This is a genomic window from Erwinia sp. S38, assembly GCF_016624545.1.
GTDB lineage: Bacteria > Pseudomonadota > Gammaproteobacteria > Enterobacterales > Enterobacteriaceae > Erwinia > Erwinia coffeiphila.
Genome location: NZ_JACVTS010000001.1, coordinates 93,394 through 115,600, shown reverse-complemented (window position 1 = coordinate 115,600; position 22,207 = coordinate 93,394). Strand labels below are relative to the sequence as shown.

Here is a 22,207-nt window from a genome sequence, read left to right as displayed (position 1 = left end):
GTCCCGTTAAATCATTTCTTTAAATTTTAATTCGGCGTGAATGCCATCTTTTTGCGGCAGGCTGATGCTCCAGGGTTTATCTTCCATGGCATACATTCGCGTACTGAATGCGGCTTTATTATTGATATAGAACACCGCCATCGAATTCTGGATCAGCACCTTCAGCTCGACTTTCTCGCCCAGCGGAATATCGACCCAGGATTCAGCATTGGCCTGATTAATTGAGGCGAGCGGGGAATTAAAGAAATAGACCTTGCCTTTGCTTTTATTAAACACCACGTTGAGCCGTGCTTCGCCGACGTTGTTATTATTCACGCCAAAGCTCATCGCCATTCCGGCGGTTGGTATCTCCACGCTGGCGGTCAGCACACCGCGTTTCGGTAAGGCCGGATAGATAGCAGAGCGCAGCGGGCCGAACTGCGTAGCGGTCGCCACCTGCGCGGTGCTTTCCAGCGTCCGGGTTCTGCCGCCGTTAGCGTCGATTGCCGCCTGCAACTCCTGCGGAATAACGCTGTTCAGCTGGCCGCTGGCTCCGGCGGTCAGCTCGTGCCCGACCAGATTCCCCGCCCAGTCAATGTTGCCGCCGTCGCTGTTGCCGCCTTTGGTCGGTATCCAGCCGAAGACAAACAGCCGGTCGTTTTTCATCACCAGCTTCCCGGCGTACAGCCCGGCACCGTCGAATACATAATTATCCGGCTTATGCCACGGCCCTTCGGGTTTATCCGCCACGCGGTACTGCGTCAGGCGCAGCGGCCACTGATCGCTGAAGCTCAGGTACCAACGACCGTTGAAATATACCAGCGTCGGGCACTCCAGATTGGAGTCCGGGGCGATGGTGTCGTTATCGAAGAAAACTCCGCGATCCTGCCAGGTTTTTAAATCTTTGGAACTGTAGCGAGCAATAACCCCCCGCCCGTTGCTGCGGGTGGTGATCAGCATCCAGTACTCCTGTTTCTCCTCCACCCACACCACGTGCGGATCGCGGAAGTCGTTACCGCGATAGTTCGCACCCGGTAAAATCGTATCCTGCGGATGCTTAACCCAGTGAATGCGATCCTGGCTGGTGGCGTGCATGATCGACTCCACTGGGAAAACATTGGCGTTGTGCGCCGTATACCAGGCGTGCCAGGTGTCACCGACCTTAATCATTGAGCCGGTGCCTAATAACAATTCCGGGCTGTCGACGTCATTCACATACGGAATGACTTCTGAGTGATTCTGATAGTGATATAAATCCGCACTGGAAAGTAAATGAATCGCATGAACGCCTAAATCGCCGCCGCCACGAATATCATTCAAATAAAAAATATTAAATTCACCGTTATCGTAAGCCGGCATCGGATCGCCAACGAACGATCCTTTAATTTTCGGAAAGAAGTCTTCAACGTGGGTGATTTTTTTATTTTCCAGCGTTTCTTTACCCATTTGTGAATAAGCAGGGATATTACCGCCAGCCAGCAGCAGCATTGCGACCAGCGCCGCAGAGGTTAATTTTTTCATGATTACGTTGCTCGTCAGAAATTATAAACCGCGCCCACAACGGTGAACGGCGTCCAGGAGTAGCCTGCCGTGGTCCAGGCACCGGCCTCTTTGGTGAATTTCGCTTTAAATTCGCCGTACAGGCGCAGCTCATCCACAATCGGGTAGCTGAGAGTGCCGCCAACGTACTGATAGCGGCCATCGTAGAACAGCTCGTAGCTGTCGCTGGCGTTGGTGGTTTTCTTCTGGCCGACGCCGACGTACAGCGAGGTTAACAGCGGATACCAGTTTTTCCACAGCCCGGCGGACACCTTCCATTCACGTTCGATGATATCGCCCCACTGCTCGCGCTCCTGGCGGTTGTAGGAGTAGAACGGGCGCAGATACAGGCCGAGATCCGGGTTTACGCGGTACTGAAGCGCCGGTTCGGTTTCGAAAATCAGTTTTTCCAGATCGCCGTTGCCCGGCTCGGTGCCCTGCGGCTGGAACTCGCCGAAGGCATAGCCCGCAATGCTCCAGCGGTCGGAGAGGCGCAGGTCCTGCCACAGCTTGAAGCGGCTTTTCCAGCGCTTGCCGGCCGACTCCGATCCACCCATCACTTCCGCACCGATATTGCCGCGCCAGGTCTCAAAGATATGGCCGACAAACACTTCGTTAATGGTATTAGTGCCGCTGTAGTGCTGATTGCTGAACTGGCCTTTATAACTGTCTTCGCGGGCGTTGTAGAAACCGAAATACCAGTTCGGCATTTCGTCATGCCGTAAAAAGGCCTGTAGCGTGGCGTATTTGAATTTCCCGCCGTTGTGTTCATTATTGCTGCGGCGCGCATCATCAATTTCAATCTGCGTGCCGATATTGCCGTGCAGGCCTCCGGCTTCCATATTCCGGCCGACGCTGTTCCAGTGTACCGGCGGTTCGTCCTGGCGCAGGCGCAGTACACTGACCTCGTTGGATTTGCTAAGTAAGACGCCGCCTTTATCGGGAACGGAGCCTGGCGCTGCGGCGCTGCCGTGCACGGACTGCCCGCCCGGGACAGCGGCTGACTGATAATCAGCCCCCTCCTTCAACGCTCGGGCGGGTGTTGAAGAGGCTCCTGCTGCTGCCATTGCATCGTCAGATGCAGATGCAGATGCGGCTGTTGCTGAAGCTGCAGATGCCGTTGCACCGTTAGATGCGGTTGTTACTGACGGCGCGTTATCGGGTGCCGACGACGCCGGTTTACCGTCCGCAGCATGCGCGGATTTTGGCGTGTCTAAATCATCATGAAAATAACTTTGATAGCCGCCAATATAATTATCGCTATTATCTTTTATTTCATCAGCCATAGCCGGAAGGCTTAACAGCGTCGCCATAATTAACATGCTGTTTCTGCCGTTAACCATCCTGCCCGGCTTTATTACCCTATAACGGTGGAGAGAAGAGGTTATTGCTTTCATTTTATTATCCTCGTCATTCAGAGCACAACGATGCCTACCTGAGAAAGGCATTAATTCAGTAAAGGGTGGCCGCAATACGGAATGTACTGCGGCTAAGGTAAGATTATTTATCCAGCGACCAGTAGCCCCCCTCTTTTAATACCGCGCTGCCGTTATTGGCGAACAGCAGCAGATCGCGCTGGTCAGCACGCGGATAGATGCGGCTGCTCAGACAGGCTTCGCCGTCGTTGACGAATACTTCTACGGAGGAGCTATCGATAAACAGGCGCAGGGAGAGAATGCCGCCGGCCGGCAGCGCGATACTGCGGCTGCCCTCAACGCCGAATTCCGGGTAGCGGCGATCCAGCACCAGCCGCTGCGCCTGGTTATCCACGTAAATGCGCAGCCCGTCACCCAGCGCAATACCGTACTCTTCCGCCGCTGCCGGATGCTGTTCCCATTTGAGTTCGACTTCCACCGCGTCGGCATCGGCCAGCACCAGCGCCTTCTGGTTTTTCAGGTGCTGCACCGGAATCGGATAGTGGCTGCCGCGCAGGGCGGTCACTTCCGCTGCGGGCTTCATCAGCAGGCGATTATCGTCGCTGAGGCTGACCTCGCGCGGCAGGGAGAGCATCCCGGACCAGCCGTCCTGCTGCTCCGGCATCGGTGATTCCCACATCGCCAGCCAGGCGATCACAATGCGGCGACCGTCCGGGGTAAGGAAGCTCTGCGGGGCATAAAAATCGTGGCCGTGGTCCATTTCTACAAAACCCCCGTCGCGCACAAACGGCTGCCCCGGCTGCCAGTCGCCCAGCAGGTAGCCGCTCTGGAACAGATTACGGTTGTGATAGCCGTCGGCGGCGATGCCCTGCGGTGAAAACATCAGCACGCGCCTGCCGTTAAGGGTGAAGACGTCCGGGCACTCCCACATATAGCCCATGCCTGCTTCCGCTTCGTCGAAGATCCCTTCATCCTGCCACTGGTGCAGATCGGCGGAGCGATACAGCCTCACCTGACCGGTGTCGCCCACCCGGGAGCCGACGATCATGAACCAGCCATCTCCCTCGCGCCACACCTTCGGATCGCGGAAGTGATGCAGCCCCGGCGGGGTGTCGATCACCATGCCGTGGCGCTCAAAGTGAATGCCGTCGCGGCTGGTGGCCAGGCACTGCACCTGGTAGAGGTTGTCGTCGCTGCCCGCATCACCGATAAAACGGTGCCCGGTATAAATCAGTGCCAGCGTATCGCCGTTGACCACCGCAGAGCCGGAGAAGCAGCCGTCTTTATCGTCCGGGCCTTCGGGAGCCAGCGCCACCGGCAGGTGTTCCCAGTGAACCAGGTCTTTACTGCGCGCGTGCCCCCAGTGCATCGGTCCCCACTGCGTGGAGTACGGATGGTGCTGATAAAACGCGTGATACCAGCCGTCAAACCACACCAGACCATTTGGATCGTTGATCCACCCGGCGCGTGGAGCCAGGTGATAGCGCGGATACCAGCGCGTATTCACCTCAGCCTGTGCTGTTTCGAGTGTCTGTTCCGCTTGTTCTAACATTGACGTCATAATGTTTACTCTTGCTGAATTAAACCGCATTGGGCTGCGGAAAAGAGTGCTCTGTCGGCGTGCCGTTGGAGCGTAAAAGGAAGATGGAGATAAAGGTGGTGCAGAACACCATTAGGCCCATGATCAGATACGACTGCGCGAAGCCGAACTTCTCGTAGCTGAATCCGGCCAGCGGCGACAGCACGGTGCCGATCACCGAGCTGGTGCAGGCAAAGCCCACCAGGTAGAGGGTGGAGGACAAACGCTTATCAAAATTCAGGCTGTTGTATTTGAAGATGGCCACCAGCAGCACCGGCAGCTCCACCGCGTGCAGCAGCTTGGTGATGGAGATCAGCAGCGGCCCTTCCACCAGCCCGGAGGCAACCATACGCAACGCCATCACCATGCCGGCGAAAATCAGGCCGTTCTTGGCGCCGATACGGTTAACCAGCCATGGGGCGCAGAACATGCCCGCCGCTTCAAGAAACACCTGGAACGAGTTCAAATAGCCAAACATGGCGTTGCCTTCGCGCAGCGTCGGGAACTGCGAGGCGAAGTAGACCGGGAACTGCTGGTCGTAAACGCCGTAAATACAGGTGCCGATCACAAAGAACACCAGCGCCCAGAAGCGCGGTAGCGTCAGCAGGCGCAGCGCGTCGTCGAGGGAGATCCTGCTGGCCGGTTCGCCCTGTTCTGACGGCCCCGCCGGGAGGGAAACCTTCAGGCGGGTCAGCAGCCAGAAGAACACCAGCCCGGAAACGGAGGCGGCCATAAAGTTCAGATGCGGATTGAGGTTAAACAGCAGACCGGCGAAGAAGGTCGCCACCGCCCAGCCCAGCGAGCCCCACATTCTGGCGCGGCCAAACTCGAAGCCGTCACGTCGGGCGGCGCGTTCGGTGTAGCTTTCCAGTACGCCAATCCCGCCGTTGAAGGTCAGGCCGATAAAGAAGCCGCCGAAAATACTGCCGAGCAGGATATTAATTTTCAGCAGGTAGCCAAACAGCATATAGGCCGGGCCGGAGAGGATCAGCATCAGAGTGATCACCCACAGCAGGTTCTTTCTCAGCCCCAGTTTGTCCTGAATAAAGCCGTAACAGACCTGGGCAAACAGCGCAGAAACCGACAGCACCGAGAAGATAATTCCGGTATCCGCCGCTTTCAGCCCCACTTCCTGATGCAGCCAGATCGACAGCAGCGAGCTGGATGAAGACCAGGTCACAAAGAAAAAAAACAAAAGTGCGCTAAGAATCAAATAATTATGAGAGTGTTGTTGTTTCATAACGGCAAACTCCAGGGAAGGTATGCCGCGAATGGTAACGTTAACCAAACGAACTATTCATGCGGATTGCGTTCACTATATGATGTTAATCACACGAGTTAACGTTAACATTGCAGTTCTGAGAGCTGGATCAAATTTATGTTCAGATCACCCGTAAGCCGATACGTATGCGCCGGGAATAGCGTAGTATTTTATACATCAACGAGTTAATTCGATTATCGCAGGGATAAAACAATGTCTTCACTAAAGGACGTGGCAAAACTGGCAAACGTCTCGCTGATGACCGTCTCACGCGCCATCAACACGCCAGAGCGACTTCGGCCGGAAACGCTGGAACACGTTCAGGCGGCCATTAAGCAGCTGAACTACGTGCCCGATCTGTCGGCGAAAAAAGTCCGCGGCGCACGCGCCACGCCCAATGCGATCGGCGTGCTGGCGCTGGATACGGTGACCACGCCCTTCTCCGTTGATATTGCGCTGGCGATTGAAGAAACCGCCCGCGCCCACGGCTGGCACAGCTTCGTGATCAATATGTTCGAGCACGACAACGTCGATGACATTATGAATCTGCTGCTGTCGCACCGGCCAGCGGGGGTGATCTACACCACGATGGGCCTGCGCCACGTGCAGGTGCCGAAGAAGCTGCTCACCCTGCCCTGCGTGCTGGCCAACTGCGAAAGCAGCAATGCCCCGCTGGCCAGCTTTATTCCCGACGATGAAGAGGGCCAGTACGCGGGTACGCGGGCGCTGCTGGAGGCCGGTTATCGCCAGCCGCTGTGCCTGCATCTGCCCGAGCAGCGCGTGGCCAGCCACCGCCGCCGCAGCGGCCTGGAACGCGCCTGCCGCGAACAGAACATCAACCCGGACGCCTTTACCCATCTGTATATGACCAGCGGCGACGAGCACTACCGCGACATTCCCGGCATGGTGCTGGCGAATATTCAGCAGGGAAAGCCGCAGTTTGATTCCGTTATCTGCGGCAACGATCGTATCGCTTTTATGGTGTATCAAACCCTGCTCGGCCAGGGCATCCGCATCCCGCAGGATGTGGCGGTGCTGGGCTACGACAATATGGTGGGCATCGGCGATCTGTTTCTGCCGCCGCTCTCCACCGTGCAGCTGCCGCACTACGATATTGGCCGCCTCAGCGCGCTGCATATCATCAACGGCAACAGCCACTGCGACACAATTAAGGTCAACAGTCCGCTGCTGCTGCGCGACTCGCTGTAATCCTTCTCAAAGGGCGATGAAGCACCGTGCCGTGGCCACATTTGGTGTGCCACGGCACGGTGGCCTACTTCACACGTTCCCAGGGCACCAGCCTTTCCAGGACCAGCACCATGATGATGCCCATCAGCAAACCGTTTCCCAGCAGCGGGCGAATCAGCACCGGCACATTCTGTAGATAAGCCGGCGGCAGCGCGAGGAGGAACAGCCCGGAGAAAATAGGCAAGGCAATCCGGTAGATATTCCGCGGATTCAGCGAGGTCTGAGAAAGGAAATAGAATGATGACCACAGCAAAGGCAGATAGGAGACCATCATGGCTGCGCTGCTGACCGGCAGAGGAATGGCGTTAAAAAAGCGGATGAGATCGGGCGTCAGCGCCACGATTAAAAACAGTATGCTGCCAATCAGGAAAGACCGTCGGCTTGAATCTCCGGTTTGGGTCAGTAAGCCAATTGAGGAAACAAACGGGCTAAAAGGCACGGTGCCGAGCGGAGCAAACAGCAGGGTAAAGAAACCCGTAGTGATAAAACTTCGGCGATAAATATCCCCCCGCTCCGGCTGGCCAGTATACAGGTTATCCGTACCGCGCAGCGCCCCAAAGGTATTGGATGCATTCACAATCCCCAGCAGCACGCAGATAAAAATTATCCCGGAACGAAGATGAAAATCGCCGTGCGGAATAAACAGCCGCCAGCTTACGTCAGTGGGTAATGCCTCCTCGGCACCGTAGAGCAGAGAAAAGATCAACCAGCCAGCAACGACACCAACCAGCACGGCATAACGCGCGAAACGCTGGGGTAAAAAAACGATACCTGACACGATCAGCATCACCGTCAGGAAGGCCACCGGCACCGTATGCCAGTGAATGGTGGTGGCCTCGTTAGCCAGCCCAAACGGGATGCCGAGCATGCCCTTGAAAAAGATGCTGACCAGCTGCGCACCCAGTAAAAACATAAACACCACCATCACCGGCGGCGTAAAAAAGCCGGACAGCACGCGGCCAAACCCGGTCAGGCCAATCAGTATGGTCATTGCTCCGGCAATGGCGATCCCGATGCAAAAGCTCATTGCAATATCGCCCAGCGGCGTTCCCTGAGACGATTCGGCATAGGTTACGCTCAGAATGGTTGCCCACCACAGCCCTCCCGGCCCTTCCATAATCGCCCGCCGATGGCCAAAGCAGACCTGAGCAATACAGGCCGCCGCCGCCCCGAGGAATGAATATTGCGCGATGAGGTAGGTCTCTTCAGGGGAGAGATGAAAAACGGATTTGAGCGTGGGCGGTATCACCACCGTATTACAGAAAATAAAAAAGAACCACTGCAGGCCGGATAACCCGTCATTTCGGGAAAAACGTATATTAATCATTGTATTCAACCTGATAGATAAAAAACGACGTCGCTACCTGTTCACTATTAGCCACTATTGTTTATGAAAAGGGTCAGTGACTTTAACCAATAAAAGCAGTGCCCGTCTCTGTTGTACGGGCAGATGCGCCCGACACACCAGCAGCGTCGGCAGGCAAAATCTCAGCTCACCGTCCTGCATACCACACCACAAAGTTACATTATGTTGACTTAAAAGTTGAGTGGGATAGTCAGAACCCACCCGACAATAGTTAATAATTGTGATCCACAGCTTGAATACGAAAATCAATATTATTAACCAACACTATGTTATAACTGATTTTAATGCGATTTTAACGCATATCCACCCACCAACTCCCAGTTAATTTTAGTTGATTTTGTAGGGACTTCGTTGTCAAATCATTCCCATATCGATTACAAAAGTGAACTGAATATGAATGTTGATGAAAACCTGCAATCCCTTTCAGATTTCAAGGTGAACCTAACGGTGAAAGATCGCGAATTCATGCGCTCCTACTACCGCCTGGCCGACATGGTGGCCGATCTGATTGGGCCACACTGCGAAGTCGTTCTGCACTCTTTTGAAGATCTGGATACGTCCGTGGTGAAGATCGTCAACGGGCACCACACCGGACGCGGCATCGGCTCGCCCATTACCGACATGGGGCTGAAAATGCTTCGGCAATTTTTGCAGACCGGCGAAGTGAACTCGAAAAGCTATTTTACCCGCAATAAAAATGGGGAAATACTGAAATCCACCACCTCCGTAGTAGCCGGTGATGGGGAAAAACCCATCGGACTTTTCTGCGTGAATATTAATTTATCGGTGCCCTTCCCCGAACTGATTAAAACGCTGATGCCTGACAGTTCGCCATTATCCGTGGTGATGGAAAACTTCAGCACCAATTCTCAGGATGTAATTTTCCAGTCCACGCAAAAAGCGATAAATGACGTGGATAGCGATGCGTCGATTAATAAAAAATTAAGAAATAAGTCGATTGTCTTCCAGCTTTTTGAAAACGGAATTTTTGAATTAAAAGAATCCGCCGGCATTGTTGCAGAGCAACTCGGTATTTCCCGCCATGCGGTTTACAAATACCTGAGAGAATTTAAATCCACGCATATCGAAAAGGAGTAATCGAATGAAACAGTCCATTTTCACCAATAAGGCCCCCGCAGCGATTGGTCCCTATTCCCAGGGTGTTTCCTATGGCGATCTGGTGTTTACCTCCGGCCAGCTGCCGATCGATCCGGCCACCGCCGCATTTCCGCCAGGGGGAATCAAAGAGCAAACGCGCCAGTCGCTGTTGAATGTCCAGGCGGTGCTGGAACAGAGCGGCGCATCGTTAAATTCGGTGATTAAAACCACCTGCTTCCTGGCAAACATGGATGATTTCGCGGAATTTAACGCCATTTATACCGACTTTTTCGGTACGGAGAATGCGCCAGCCCGCTCGTGCATTCAGGCAGCAAAATTACCGAAAGATGCCCTGGTCGAAGTCGAAGCGATTGCCCATAAGATCTGAGTTCAGGCTACGTTCCTGAGAGGAATCCGCATGTTGCGCATTACAGAAAACCCGTTCTATAACGGTGAAGCCGATCCGCTTTTTACCGTGGCAATTGCTGAAGAAGCGCATCGCTTCCACGCGAAGATCCCCGGATACGCCGAAACGCCGCTTGTTTCTCTGGATAAGCTGGCAGCAAAGCTCGGGGTGAAGGCGATTTATGTCAAGGACGAGTCCAAACGCTTCGGCCTCAACGCCTTTAAAGTGCTCGGCGGCTCCTATGCACTGGGCAAACTGCTTGCTGAGAAGCTGAATCTCAGCATCGCCGATATTGATTTCAGTAAAGTGTCTCAGCAGCTCCCACAGCCCTTAACCTTTACGACAGCCACCGCCGGAAACCACGGGACAGGCGTGGCGTGGGCGGCCAGAGAGATGGGCCAGAAGGCCGTGGTATTTATGCCAAAAGGCGCTGCTGCTGCCAGCGTAAATCGCATTAAAGGGCTGGGCGCGGAGTGTATTGTCACTGACTGCAACTACGATGATACCGTCCGCCTGGCGTCGAAAACCGCTGAAGAGCAGGGCTGGACGCTGGTGCAGGACACGGCCTGGGAAGGCTATGAGCAGATCCCCACCTGGATCTCACAGGGCTACACCACGATGGCTGCCGAAGCCGCCGCGCAGCTTCACGCTCTCGGCGTCGAAGCGCCAACGCATATCATGCTACAGGCCGGCGTCGGAGCCATGGCCGGCGGCGTGCTGGGCTTTTTCGCCAGTCTGTATGGTGCGGATCGATTCTGTTCAATTATTTCCGAACCCGATACCGCGGATTGCCTGTATCAATCCATTTCCTCGGCGAGCGGCGAACGGGTCGCGGTTGGGGGATCGCTGAACTCCATTATGGCCGGCCTGGCCTGCGGTGAAGTCAATCCGGTGACCTGGGGGATTCTGCGCAACTGCGGTAACGCCTTTGTCAGGGTGAAAGATTCCGTTTCGGCAACCGGTATGCGCCTGCTGGGCAATCCGCTGAAAGGCGACCCGCAGATTATCAGCGGTGAATCCGGGGCGATTAATGCCGGTTTGCTATACGCACTGGCCATATCATCGGTTCAAGACGTGCGGCAGGCAAAAGAGCGCCTTGGAATTAATGAAGAGGCGACCATTCTTATTTTCAGTACCGAAGGTGATACGAATGAAGATCGCTACCGGGATATTGTCTGGAACGGTGCCTGGCCGCTTTAATTATTACCAATATATATCAAGATAAATATTTATTATCTCATTCAGGCGAGATATCCCTGAGCATGTCTTTATTTTAATGACCGATATAAGAGGAAGATTATTATGCAACAGCAACATAATCACTCGCTCATTCTTGACGGGAAACGGCTTATTTCCCAAATTAACGAACTGGGTGAAACAGGGGCGGATACGATTAACGGCGGCCGTACCCGGGCAGCCTTAACCGATGATGAAAAACGTGGCAGAGATCTGCTGGTCAAGTGGATGAAAGAACTCGACCTTGATATTCAGGTGGACAAGATTGGGAATATCTTCGGCACGCTGCCTGCCACCTCATCCGCCCCGGGCGATGCCAGCCGCCCGCTGATGATCGGCTCGCATATCGATACCGTCGTGAATGCCGGTGCGTTCGACGGCTGCTATGGCGTTCTGGCTGGCCTGGCGGTGGTCAGGGCGTTTCGACAGGCGGGCATCCAGCCCACCCGCCCGATTACCGTGGCCGCGTTTACCAATGAAGAAGGTATCCGCTATCAGCCCGATATGATGGGATCGCTGGTCTATGCCGGTGGTGCACCGCTGGCGGCGATTCTGGACACCATCGGCACGGACGGCACGCGCCTGGGTGATGAACTGGAACGCATTGGCTATGCCGGTGAGATGGAGCCAGGGGCAATTATCCCCCATGAGTATATTGAGCTACATATTGAGCAGGGGCCGATTCTGGAAGCGGAAGGCATTCAGATTGGTGCCGTCGAGAATTTGCAGGGCATCTCCTGGCAGGAGATTACCATTACCGGCACCGCCAACCATGCGGGCACCACGCCGACGCGCCTGCGACATGATGCCGGGTATGCGGCGGCAAGCGTCATCACTTTCCTGCGGGACATTGCAGCAAACGGCACCACGCTGGCGACGATTGGCAGCATGCGTTTTGAGCCGAACGTCATCAATGTTATCCCGCGCCTGGCCCGGTTCACCGTCGATCTGCGCGACCCGGATGAAGCGCGCTTACAAGCCGCTGAGCAGAAGCTGAAAGATTTCCTTGCTGCACTGGCCGAAAAAGAAGGCGTTCAGATCTCCTCAGAGCAGCTCGTTCGCTTCCAGCCGGTCATGTTCGACCAGGGTATCATTGCGCAGATTATTCAATCCGCTGAAAGCGCTGGCCTGAGCTATCGCCGTATGACCTCCGGTGCCGGGCACGATGCACAGATGATCGCCCGCATCGCCCCTGCGGCGATGATTTTTGTCCCCAGCAAAGACGGCATCAGCCACAACCCGGCGGAATTTACCTCCGAAGAAGAACTGATTCGCGGTGCGAATTTGTTATTAGATGTGGTTAAACACCGGCTGCCTGACCACCAGAACTGATTCATACATTCATCATTTCAACGCTGATTGGAATGATGAATTTAATAAAATACGGGGATAAATATGAACGATTTAACCGCATTTCATCAACAGCTGACAGCGTGGCGGCACTATCTTCACACTGTTCCTGAAACAGAATTTGATTTGGTAAAAACGCCTGATTTCGTTGCGGAAAAATTGCAGGCAATGGGCATCACCGTCTATCGCGGCATTGGCAAAACCGGTCTGGTTGGCGTGCTGAAAAAAGGCACCAGCGACCGCAGCATCGGTTTGCGCGCGGATATGGATGCACTGGATATTCTTGAAACCAGCACGCACGACTATGTTTCAAAAACCAAAGGAAAAATGCACGCCTGCGGACACGATGGTCATACCGCGACGCTGCTTGGCGCAGCGCAGCTGCTGCAGGAAAACTACGATTTTGACGGCACGGTGTATTTCGTTTTCCAGCCCGATGAAGAACACGGCCAGGGCGCGCGAGCGATGATCGCGGATGGGCTGTTCGAGCGATTTCCGATGCAGGAGATCTATGGCGCGCACAATATGCCGGGCATTCCGGTGGGCAAATTTGCCACCTGCGTCGGCGGGATCATGGGCAGTGAAGACAACTTCATCATCCGCATTCGTGGCAAAGGCACCCACGCGGCCAGACCGCATATGGGTAAAGATCCGATGGTCATCGCGGCGGAGATCATCACCTCTCTGCAAACCATTGTCTCCAGAAATGTCGATCCCTCCCTTTCTGCGGTGATTTCATGCACTGAAATTCATACTGACGGCGTGCGCAACGTGATTCCGGCGAATGTCGAGATCCGAGGCGATACGCGCTCTTACGATCCGGAAATACAGGCGCTGCTGGAAAAACGCATGCGGATTATCTGTAATTCAATTTGCGCGATGCACGAAGCGGAATGCGAATTTATCTATACCCATGAATATTCCCCGACGGTCAATCATGCCAAGGAAACCGCATACGCCGTTGAAGCCGCCAATCAGGTGTTTGGCAGCGAGAATGTGGACCCCAATACCTTACCGATGATGACCTCCGAAGATTTCGGCGCATTTCTTGAAAAAGTACCCGGCGCGTTTGTCTTTATAGGTAATGGGTGTGAGAAAGACGGCAAAGGTTATTTACCTTTGCATAACTCATCCTACGACTTCAATGACGATATTCTTATTACGGGAGCAAAGTTCTTTGCCGAGCTGGCAAGCCGTCGCCTGTTGAAAAACAGTCAGTAAATTAAAAAATAATATTAAAGATAAAACAGCCTTATCCGATAACTGAAGAAACACCGAATAATAAAAACTACAGCTATTTCCACACGGCATTTAAATAATGCCGTGGGAATAGCTGCATCATCTTACCAATATTCTGTATGGTCAGTCATAAAATATAAGAGGCTCACTATGGAAATCCTACGTTCAATAAACGCCATTTTTTGGGGGTGGCTGGTCGCCGGTTTGCTGCTGGGAACCGGGGTATTTTTTGCCATCAGGCTGTCATTCCCACAGATTAAATATTTCACAAAAATCTTTAACGCCTTAATTAACAGCCGAAAGTCCGGTGACAAAAAAGGCGTCTCCGGTTTTGGTGCCCTGTGCGCGGCACTAAGCAGCCAGGTGGGAACGGGCAGCCTGGTGGGCGTGGCAACGGCGCTGGCCTCCGGCGGGCCTGGTGCGATTTTCTGGATGTGGGTCACCGCCCTGCTGGGGATGGGGATCAGCTTTAGCGAAGCGATACTCGCCATCCTGTTCCGCGAAAGCAACGGTGACGGCACCTATCGCGGCGGACCGGCCTATTACATCTCTAAAGGACTGAATTTTAAACCGCTGGCCGTCGCGTTTTCGATCAGCATGATTATCGGCATGGGCTTCTTCTATGCCATGGTTCAGGGCAATTCCGTTATCCTGGCAACGACAGGTATTTTCCACATTCACCCCGCCATTATTGGCCTGATTCTGGTGGTGTTTGTCTCGATTATTATCTTTGGCGGCGTGAAGCGTATTAGTGATTTTGCTTCCGTCTTCGTTCCGTTCCTTGCCGTCAGCTATATTATTCTTTCCCTGTTTATCATTCTTTCCAATGTCGAAAAGCTCCCCGCCGTCATTTCGTTAATCATTACGCAGGCGTTTAATTTCGATTCTGCCGCTGGCGGCGCGGCGGGATACACCATCTATCTGGCCTTCCGATACGGCGTGGCTCGCGGGCTATTTTCAAACGATGCGGGTAACGGCACCACGCCAAGCATGCATGCGACGGCGATTGTCAGCCATCCGGTGACCCAGGGTTTTACCGCCATGTTCGGCACGTTCTTTACCACCATTATCGTCTGTAGCTGTACGGCCTTTACCATTCTGCTGACCGGCGCGCTGGACAGCGGGCAAACGGGTGTCGAACTGACTCAAAGTGCCTTTAGCCTTGGCGTCGGCTCATGGGGGAAAAATATTGTCTTTATCGCCATGCTGATGTTTGGTTTTAAATCGATCATTGCCAATATCTACTACGGGGAAGTGAATCTTCGCTGGCTCACCGGCAATAAAATCCTCCTGCAGGTCTACCGTCTGTTGTGCTGTACTCTGGTCGTCTTCTGCGGAATGATCCCGGTCGCCACAATCTGGGAGCTGGTTGACTTTGCGGCGGCCACGTTAATTATCTTCAATGCGCCTGCCCTGCTCATGCTGTCAAAATATGTCCTTTTCGCCCTGCGGGATTACGTTACGCAGAAGAAAAATGGCGTTGATGAACCCGAATGGGACTACAGCCTTGATGTGAAAGACAGGCTGAATAACATGAAGAAAAACGCATTAGAACGTGAACAGCAAAGTTAAGTTATAACAACCTCCAGCAGCACGAGGATACACAGCCTGTGGGATGAATAACTCGCTGTGTACCTCTTTTTGCACATACGTGCAAAGAATTCGCAGAACTGTAACATTGCGCCGATATATTCCTGTCTGACCTTCACTGCCAGGGATAAATCCGTGTCCTACCCAACCGAAATACGCCACCGTCAGGCCGCGTGGCCCAGGTTCCGCCACCGACTGTCGATTGTCAGCCATGAACCCGCCAACCTGCTGGCGGCCCTCCTTCTGATGCTGTTTAGCTGGATCATTCTTGCCCCGGTGGTGTCGGTGCTGCTGAATGCGGTGCTGGTTCAGAGCGGCGATGAAGGCCGCACCGGAGCGACAGAAGGCACGATGACAGCGTATTACCTGCTGCGCACGCTGACCTCACGGATGTCCGAACTGCTGCTGTGGACGCCGATGCTGAATACGCTGGCGGTGGCGCTGAGCACCGTGGTGGGTGCGATGGTAGTGGGTGTTTCGCTGGCGTGGCTGATCAACCGCACCGATATCGCCGGCAGAAAGTGGTTTGCCACCCTGCTGATCGTGCCGTTTATGCTGCCGTCCTGGACCTTTGCGCTGGCGTGGAACACCATTTTCAAAAACCACGCCATCGGCGGGCAGCCGGGCTGGCTGGAGGCGATGGGCATTCAGACGCCGAACTGGATGGCCTACGGTTACTTCCCTATCGTGGTGATTATGGTGCTGCACTACGCCCCGCTGGTGATCCTGATTGTCGGCAACGCCCTGAAGCGTATGGACAGCCAGATGGAAGAGTGCGCCCGCGTGCTCGGTGCCTCTCGCAACGCCATCGCCTTTAAAATCATTATTCCGCTGGTGCGCCCGGCGCTGCTTTCTGCCGCGCTGCTGATTTTTGCCGACTGCATCGGCGAGTTCGCCCTGCCCTATATTCTCGGCCTGCCGGTGCACTTCAATACGCTCTCCACCGGGCTGTATCGCGCTATCGGCACGCGGCAGTCCGGCGTGGCAGCGGTGATTGCCACGGTGATCATGCTGATGGGCATGCTGACCCTGATGCTGGATATGAAAATGCTGCGCGAGGCTAAACGCTTCGTTACCGTCGGCGGCAAGGGCGTGATGGAGCGCCGCCGTAATCTGGGCCGCTGGCGCATCGCCGCCGGGGCAATGCCGCTGCTGTTCGTGCTGCTCGGCGTGGCGATCCCGCTGCTGACCCTGTTCCTGTCGACCATTATGATCCTGCCGGGGCGCTTTACCCCCGACAACTTCACCCTCGCCTACTGGATCGGTCACGATCTGGATACGGTAGCGCTGCGCAGCGGCATTCTGCTGACCCCGGAATTCTGGCACACGGTGGGGAACACCCTGCTGATCGTCGGCTCGGCTTCCGTCGCCTGCGGCGTGCTGGGTTTACTGGTTGGCTACGCGGTGATGCGCTGCCATTTTCGCTGGATGGCCACCTGCCTGCGCCAGCTCACCTTCCTGCCTTATCTGGTGCCGGGCATCGCCTTTGCCGCCGCGTTCCTCTCGCTGTTTGCGGTAGCCAGAGGCCCGGTTCCGGCCCTGTACGGCACGCCGCTGATTCTGGTGCTGGCGCTGATTGCGGAAAAAATGCCGTACGCCAGCCGCTCCGGCATCGCCGCGATGACCCAGCTGGGTAAAGAAGCCGAAGAAGCGGCGCGCATTGCCGGAGCGGGCTGGTTCGCCCGTATTCGCCGCATTGTGATCCCGATTCAGGCCGCGCCGCTGGCTACCGGCGTGCTGCTGCCGTTTATCTCAGGGATTAAGGGCGTCAGCCTGTTCGTCATTCTCGCCACCCCGGCGACCGACGTGCTGACCACTTATTCGCTGCGCCTGATCGACTACAACTACCAGCAGGCGGCCAACGCCGTGGTGCTGATGATTGCGCTGATTTCATGGGCTGGCACGGTGTTGATCCAAAGGATCACCGGTACCGGTCTGGCTGACGGACTGGAGAAATAAGATGCCGACGATTCATTTAAACAACCTCACAAAAACCTACCCCGGCAGCGATGCTCCGGCGGTGAATAACATCAACCTGACGGTAAAAGACGGCGAGTTTATGTGCCTGCTGGGGCCGTCCGGCTGCGGTAAAACCACCATTCTGCGGATGATCGCCGGGATCGAGCACGCCAGCGGCGGCGAGATCCACATCGGCGATAAGATCGTTGATTCCATCTCGCAGGGCACCTGGGTGCCGCCGGAAAAGCGCGGCATCGGCCTGGTGTTTCAGAGCTACGCGCTCTGGCCGCATATGACCGTGGAGCAGAACGTCGATTTCGGCCTGCGCCTGCAAAAAGTGCCAACCCGCGAGCGTATCGCCCGCTGCCAGGACGTGATGGAAAAGCTGCGCATTGCCGATTACGCCAAACGTTACCCGGCCCAGCTTTCCGGCGGCCAGCAGCAGCGCGTCGCTCTGGCCCGTATGCTGGCGGTGAACCCCGGCGTACTGCTGCTGGATGAACCGCTTTCCAACCTCGATGCCACTCTGCGGCTGGAGATGCGCGCCGAGCTGCGTCGCCTGCACGAAACCTTTGGCACGACCATCGTCTTCGTCAGTCACGACCAGTGGGAGGCAATGACCCTCGCCACCACCATTGCGGTGATGAGCGCCGGGCATATGCAGCAGGTCGGCACGCCGGATGAGATCTACGCCACCCCGGCCAACCGCTTTGTCGCCGAGTTTATCGGCACCCCACGGCTGAATATGATCCCGCTGGACCAGCCGGTCAGCCCGCTGGCACAGCATCTTCAGCAGCGCTTTGACCTGCTCGATCGCACCCTGCACTGCGGCATTCGCCCGGAGGAGATTGTGCTCAGCGAAGGGGCTGGCAACAACGGCATTACGATGACCATCGACAACATTATGCCCACCGGCGGTAGCTGGGTGATTGAGCTGGTAACCGGAGAGGATCGCCTGTTCCACTCCACGCAGCTGCGGCCGCGCTGGCAGGCGCGCCAGCAGGTGCACTGCCAGCTTCCGACTCACTCCCTGCACTTCTTTAACAGCAGCGGGCTGCGTCACGACGTTTACGCACGTTAATTCGTTTTTATCACTTTTAAGGGAACCACCATGAAGCGCAATTTGACCGCCGCCGTTGTCGCCAGCGCCCTGCTGGGCAGCACTTTTGCTCAGGCTGAAACGTTCGATCTTCAACAGCTGATCGCCGCCGCAAAGCAGGAACAGCCGATTACCGTGTATGCCTCCACCGGTAAAATCGTCCAGCAGGCGAAAGCCTTCAGCGAGCAGTACGGGTTACAGGCTAACGGCGTTAAAGCCGATGCGCCGCAGATCATTGAAATTATCAGCCGGGAAGCGCAGGCGAAAAACGTGCGGGCCGACGTCGCCATCGTTGAGGATGCTCCGGCGGGAATGACCCAGCTGCTGAATAAAGGCTATGTGCAGAGCTGGGTGCCGGACGATCTTAAGAGCAGCATCCCCGTGCGCTATCAGGAACCGCTGACTGTGGTGCTGGCTCCGAACGTTTTTGCCTACAATACCGCTCATCACGCCACCTGCCCGGTGACTAACCTCTGGCAGCTGACTGAACCGGCATGGCGCGGCCGCGTGGCGATGCAGGACCCGACCAGCAAACCGGCCTATACCGACTGGTTCAGCCAGATGGAAACCCACTACGACCAGCAGGTACGCGAGGCTTATCAGCAGCAGTTCGGCAAAGCGCTGCAAACCGACGAGAAGTCCGCCACCGCGGCATTTGTGAAGGCCCTGGCGGGCAACGGCGTGCTGCTGACCCACTCCGACAACGATGCCGCCTCCGCCATCGGCGCGCCGGACGGCAAAACCGACTTTGTTGGCCTGGTGTCTACCGCCAAATTCCGCGATAACAAGCAGGGCATGAAGCTGGGGCTGTGCAGCGGCCTGAAGCCGTTTATCGGCTGGAATTACCCGAGCCTCGGCGTGATGGCAACCGGCAGTAAAAGCCCGAACACCGCGAAGCTGTTTATTCACTATCTGCTGACCGCCGAAGGCATCGCCCCACAGGGTGTGGACGGCAAAATGTCCACCAATCCGGCGGTAAAACTGCCTGCCGATGAGGCGTCCGGCATCGAAAAATATCGCGGCGAGCTGATGGAGTACCTGACCACCACGGCGAAAGAAGACTGGAAAAGCCGCCAGGACTGGCAGGATATCTGGAGCCTGAACTACAAAAAATAACGCCCCGCGCAGCGACGGGGCAGTTCCTCTTTCACTCAGAACAGGCAGCATATTTTGACCACGATCGATATTGCACAGCGCGAAGCGGCGCTCAAACGCATTGTTACCGAAGCCGGGGATACCGCCCTGCGCTTCTTCCACTCCCGTAAAGCGGGGGAATACGAACTCAAGGGCCATCAGGACATTCTGACCGAGGCCGATACCTTCGTTGAGGCGATGATTTTACGGGCGATTGGCGACGCCTTCCCCGACGATCTGATCCTCGGCGAAGAGTCCGCCAGCCAGCCCGCCAGCGCGGAGAGCCTGTGGGTGGTCGATCCGATTGACGGCACCGCCAACTTTGCCCGCGGCATCGCCCATTTCTGCGTCTGCATTGCCTGGGTTCACCAGGGTGTGACCGAACTAGGGGCGATTTATAACCCCTCAAGCCAGGAGCTGTATCTGGCGCGGCGCGGCCACTATGCGCTGAAAAACGACCGGCCGCTGAGCTGCACCGCGGTTAGCGACACGCAGCGTGCCGCCGTCGAACTGGGCTGGTCTGCCCGCCACGGCCAGCGCCGCTATCTGGAAGTGATGAGTTCGATTCTGAATCTTGGCACCAGCGTGCGGCGCGGCGGTTCCGGCGCACTGGCGCTGGCGTGGGTGGCGGAAGGCCGCACCGATGGCTATGTGGAAATTCATATGAACGCCTGGGACTGCCTGGCAGGGATGCTGCTGGTGCGCGAAGCGGGCGGCCGGATTGGCATCGCGCCACAGACGGCCGAGGGCATTTTCAACGGCCTGCCGGTGCTGGCCGTCGCCCCCGGCATCGCCAGCGAACTGTCCCGCGCATCCGGTATCCCGCTGGCGGAAGAACCGCAGGCGACGGATTATCACGCCAGCGGATCTGATGCCGCGCCCGTCGCAGGCACAGCGGTGAATGACGGTGAATCGTGCACTGCCCCGGAATCGGCCATCGTACAGGCGACGGATGCCGTTCAACCGGCCGTGCCGCACTATCCCCGTCCGCCGATCAGCCTGATTGCGGATGACTTCCCCGGCTGGGGAATGGATATCTATATCGGCGGTTCCGCCGGGGTGAGCGATGCCGCGCTGCTGGCTGAGCACGATATCGGCGTGGTGATTAACTGCGCGGTAAACCTTGATATCGACTGGGTCAACACGCCGGAGGCCGGAGCCGCCGCGCATCTGCTTTCACACGGTGCCGGGCCGGTGCGCTACTACAAGCTGGGGTTGATCGACGGCGACGGCAACGCGCCGGAGATGCTGCACGCGGGCTATCAGCTGATGCGCTCTGCGCTGCTGCAACAGATCCCGGACAAAGCCTCCTACCGCAACCGACGACGCGGCAACATCCTGGTCAACTGCCGCGGAGGCCGCAGCCGCTCGGTGGCGTTAGTGGCGCTGTTTATGCACCTGGAGTGCCCGGAACGCTTCCCGACGCTTGATGCCGCGATTGCGTTAATCCGCGACCGCCGCCAGCTCCACCCGGATGAGTGGTTTGAAGCACCGAAGCCGTCGCTGACCCGGCTGGCGGAGCAGGCCATTGTGCGCGAACAGGCCATCGCCGCAGCGGAACAGCGTAATGAGCGATAGCAGCAAACAGGCCGGATTTGCCAGCGCCACCGAGGTGGCGCGTCTGGCGGGCGTCTCCCGCTCGGCGGTGTCGCGCACCTTTACCCCCGGCAGCAGCGTCTCGGCGGAAACCCGGCACAAGGTGCTCGCCGCCGCAGAGGCGCTGAACTACCACGTTAATCATCTGGCGCGCGGCCTGTCGAAGGAGGCCAGCCGCCCGGTGTGTATTCTCGGCGGCAATCTGGCCTCGCCGTATCAGTCCAGCCTGCTGGATCACCTGACCCGCCGCCTGAACCAGGCCGGCCGCGCGGTGATGGTGATCAACACCGACGACGGTGAAGCGAGCGCCAAAGAAGCCCTGCAGCAGACGCTGAATTACCGCTCCACCGCCACCATCGTGCTGTCGGGCAAACCGCCCGGCTCGCTGATTGAGATCTGCCTGCAAAGCGGGCAGCAGGTGATTCTGATTAACCGCATGGGTCAGTATGCCGGTGCGGACACCATCGACATCGACTACAGTTCGACGATGAAGGAGGCTTTTGACCACCTGAACGCCGCCGGATGCCAGCATCTTGCCGTGGTTTCCTCCACCGCACGTTCGCCCAGCATGATGATCCGCGAAAGCGGCTTTATGCAGGCCGCAGCCGACGCGGAGGCCAACGTTGCCCTGATCCGCCCAGGCAGTACCAGCTATCAGACCGGCGTCCTTGCCGCGCGTGAGCTGTTAAGCCAGCCGACGCGGCCGGACGGCGTATTCTGCGTCACCGATCTGATCGCCTGCGGCTTTATCGACGCCGCACGCCATGAATTTGGCCTGCGCATCCCGGAAGATCTCTGCGTGATTGGCTTCGATGATATCGAACAGGCCAGCTGGCTGGGCTATCGGCTCACCACCTTCTCGCAGCCGCTGGCGGAGATGGCGGAAGCCGCCTGCGAGCTGCTGCTTTCCCCGGACGCAGAACGGCCGGGAAGCCGGGTTTTTGATGCGCGTCTGGTGAAGCGAGGAACGCTGCGCTGAAGCGAAATTCAGCGCGAGTGCGATCGGCATCAGCATGTGAAAAATTCAGCGATTTTTGACTAAGAATCCCCCAAAAAGCAGTGGGATTTATCGTATACTGATTGCGCTATAAGAATAAATTCACCTCGCTGAACGTCCACCGTCCTCGACGCCGTTGGTTACCGCACAGCCCC

The 22,207-nt window shown here is 56.4% G+C and carries 17 protein-coding genes; 12 read left to right on the top strand and 5 right to left on the bottom strand.

The window, feature by feature from the left end:
• Positions 1 to 6: 6 nt before the first annotated feature.
• The 4 genes from IBT46_RS00495 to IBT46_RS00480 form a co-directional block, all read right to left on the bottom strand.
• Positions 7 to 1,500: a glycoside hydrolase family 32 protein gene (locus IBT46_RS00495; protein WP_200543082.1), complete on the bottom strand. Its 1,494-nt coding sequence runs from the start codon at positions 1,498 to 1,500 to the stop codon at positions 7 to 9.
• Between the two features lie 14 nt (positions 1,501 to 1,514).
• Positions 1,515 to 2,831, bottom strand: coding sequence for an OmpG porin family protein (locus IBT46_RS00490; protein ID WP_234479889.1), 1,317 nt, complete (start codon positions 2,829 to 2,831; stop codon positions 1,515 to 1,517).
• Positions 2,832 to 3,018: 187 nt separating this feature from the next.
• Positions 3,019 to 4,455 (bottom strand): glycoside hydrolase family 32 protein, encoded by a 1,437-nt coding sequence (locus IBT46_RS00485; RefSeq protein ID WP_200543080.1) that lies wholly within the window; start codon positions 4,453 to 4,455, stop codon positions 3,019 to 3,021.
• A 19-nt stretch (positions 4,456 to 4,474) separates the two neighbouring features.
• Positions 4,475 to 5,713, bottom strand: a complete 1,239-nt coding sequence (locus tag IBT46_RS00480; protein ID WP_200543079.1) for an MFS transporter — start codon at positions 5,711 to 5,713, stop codon at positions 4,475 to 4,477.
• A 234-nt stretch (positions 5,714 to 5,947) separates the two neighbouring features.
• On the opposite strand from IBT46_RS00480, the gene IBT46_RS00475 reads away from it, so the two are divergent.
• Positions 5,948 to 6,943 (top strand): LacI family DNA-binding transcriptional regulator, encoded by a 996-nt coding sequence (locus IBT46_RS00475; RefSeq protein ID WP_200543078.1) that lies wholly within the window; start codon positions 5,948 to 5,950, stop codon positions 6,941 to 6,943.
• Positions 6,944 to 7,007: 64 nt separating this feature from the next.
• Here the strand turns inward: IBT46_RS00475 and IBT46_RS00470 are convergent, their stop codons facing one another.
• Positions 7,008 to 8,309: a uracil/xanthine transporter gene (locus IBT46_RS00470; RefSeq protein WP_200543077.1), complete on the bottom strand. Its 1,302-nt coding sequence runs from the start codon at positions 8,307 to 8,309 to the stop codon at positions 7,008 to 7,010.
• Positions 8,310 to 8,741: 432 nt separating this feature from the next.
• On the opposite strand from IBT46_RS00470, the gene IBT46_RS00465 reads away from it, so the two are divergent.
• The 11 genes from IBT46_RS00465 to IBT46_RS00415 all read left to right on the top strand — a co-directional run bounded on the left by IBT46_RS00465 (position 8,742) and on the right by IBT46_RS00415 (position 22,034).
• Positions 8,742 to 9,446, top strand: a complete 705-nt coding sequence (locus IBT46_RS00465) for a transcriptional regulator (RefSeq protein WP_200543076.1) — start codon at positions 8,742 to 8,744, stop codon at positions 9,444 to 9,446.
• A gap of 4 nt (positions 9,447 to 9,450) precedes the next feature.
• A complete protein-coding gene (locus IBT46_RS00460) occupies positions 9,451 to 9,834 on the top strand; it encodes a RidA family protein (protein ID WP_105592249.1) in 384 nt (127 codons plus the stop codon).
• Between the two features lie 30 nt (positions 9,835 to 9,864).
• The gene (gene dpaL, locus IBT46_RS00455; RefSeq protein ID WP_200543075.1) at positions 9,865 to 11,052 is read left to right on the top strand and encodes a diaminopropionate ammonia-lyase; all 1,188 of its coding nucleotides are present in this window, start codon (positions 9,865 to 9,867) and stop codon (positions 11,050 to 11,052) included.
• Positions 11,053 to 11,154: 102 nt separating this feature from the next.
• Entirely contained in the window at positions 11,155 to 12,420 is a 1,266-nt protein-coding gene (locus tag IBT46_RS00450) for a Zn-dependent hydrolase (protein WP_200543074.1), read from the top strand.
• A gap of 63 nt (positions 12,421 to 12,483) precedes the next feature.
• Positions 12,484 to 13,659, top strand: a complete 1,176-nt coding sequence (locus tag IBT46_RS00445) for a M20 aminoacylase family protein (RefSeq protein ID WP_200543073.1) — start codon at positions 12,484 to 12,486, stop codon at positions 13,657 to 13,659.
• 168 nt (positions 13,660 to 13,827) lie between these two features.
• Positions 13,828 to 15,249, top strand: a complete 1,422-nt coding sequence (locus tag IBT46_RS00440; RefSeq protein WP_200543072.1) for a sodium:alanine symporter family protein — start codon at positions 13,828 to 13,830, stop codon at positions 15,247 to 15,249.
• 153 nt (positions 15,250 to 15,402) lie between these two features.
• Positions 15,403 to 17,226: an iron ABC transporter permease gene (locus IBT46_RS00435; RefSeq protein WP_200543071.1), complete on the top strand. Its 1,824-nt coding sequence runs from the start codon at positions 15,403 to 15,405 to the stop codon at positions 17,224 to 17,226.
• 1 nt (position 17,227) lies between these two features.
• Positions 17,228 to 18,307, top strand: coding sequence for an ABC transporter ATP-binding protein (locus tag IBT46_RS00430; protein WP_200543070.1), 1,080 nt, complete (start codon positions 17,228 to 17,230; stop codon positions 18,305 to 18,307).
• 30 nt (positions 18,308 to 18,337) lie between these two features.
• Entirely contained in the window at positions 18,338 to 19,441 is a 1,104-nt protein-coding gene (locus tag IBT46_RS00425) for an ABC transporter substrate-binding protein (RefSeq protein WP_200543069.1), read from the top strand.
• A 54-nt stretch (positions 19,442 to 19,495) separates the two neighbouring features.
• A complete protein-coding gene (locus IBT46_RS00420; protein ID WP_200543068.1) occupies positions 19,496 to 21,037 on the top strand; it encodes an inositol monophosphatase family protein in 1,542 nt (513 codons plus the stop codon).
• A complete protein-coding gene (locus IBT46_RS00415) occupies positions 21,027 to 22,034 on the top strand; it encodes a substrate-binding domain-containing protein (protein WP_200543067.1) in 1,008 nt (335 codons plus the stop codon). Before IBT46_RS00420 ends, IBT46_RS00415 begins: the two co-directional genes overlap by 11 nt.
• Positions 22,035 to 22,207 lie beyond the last annotated feature (173 nt).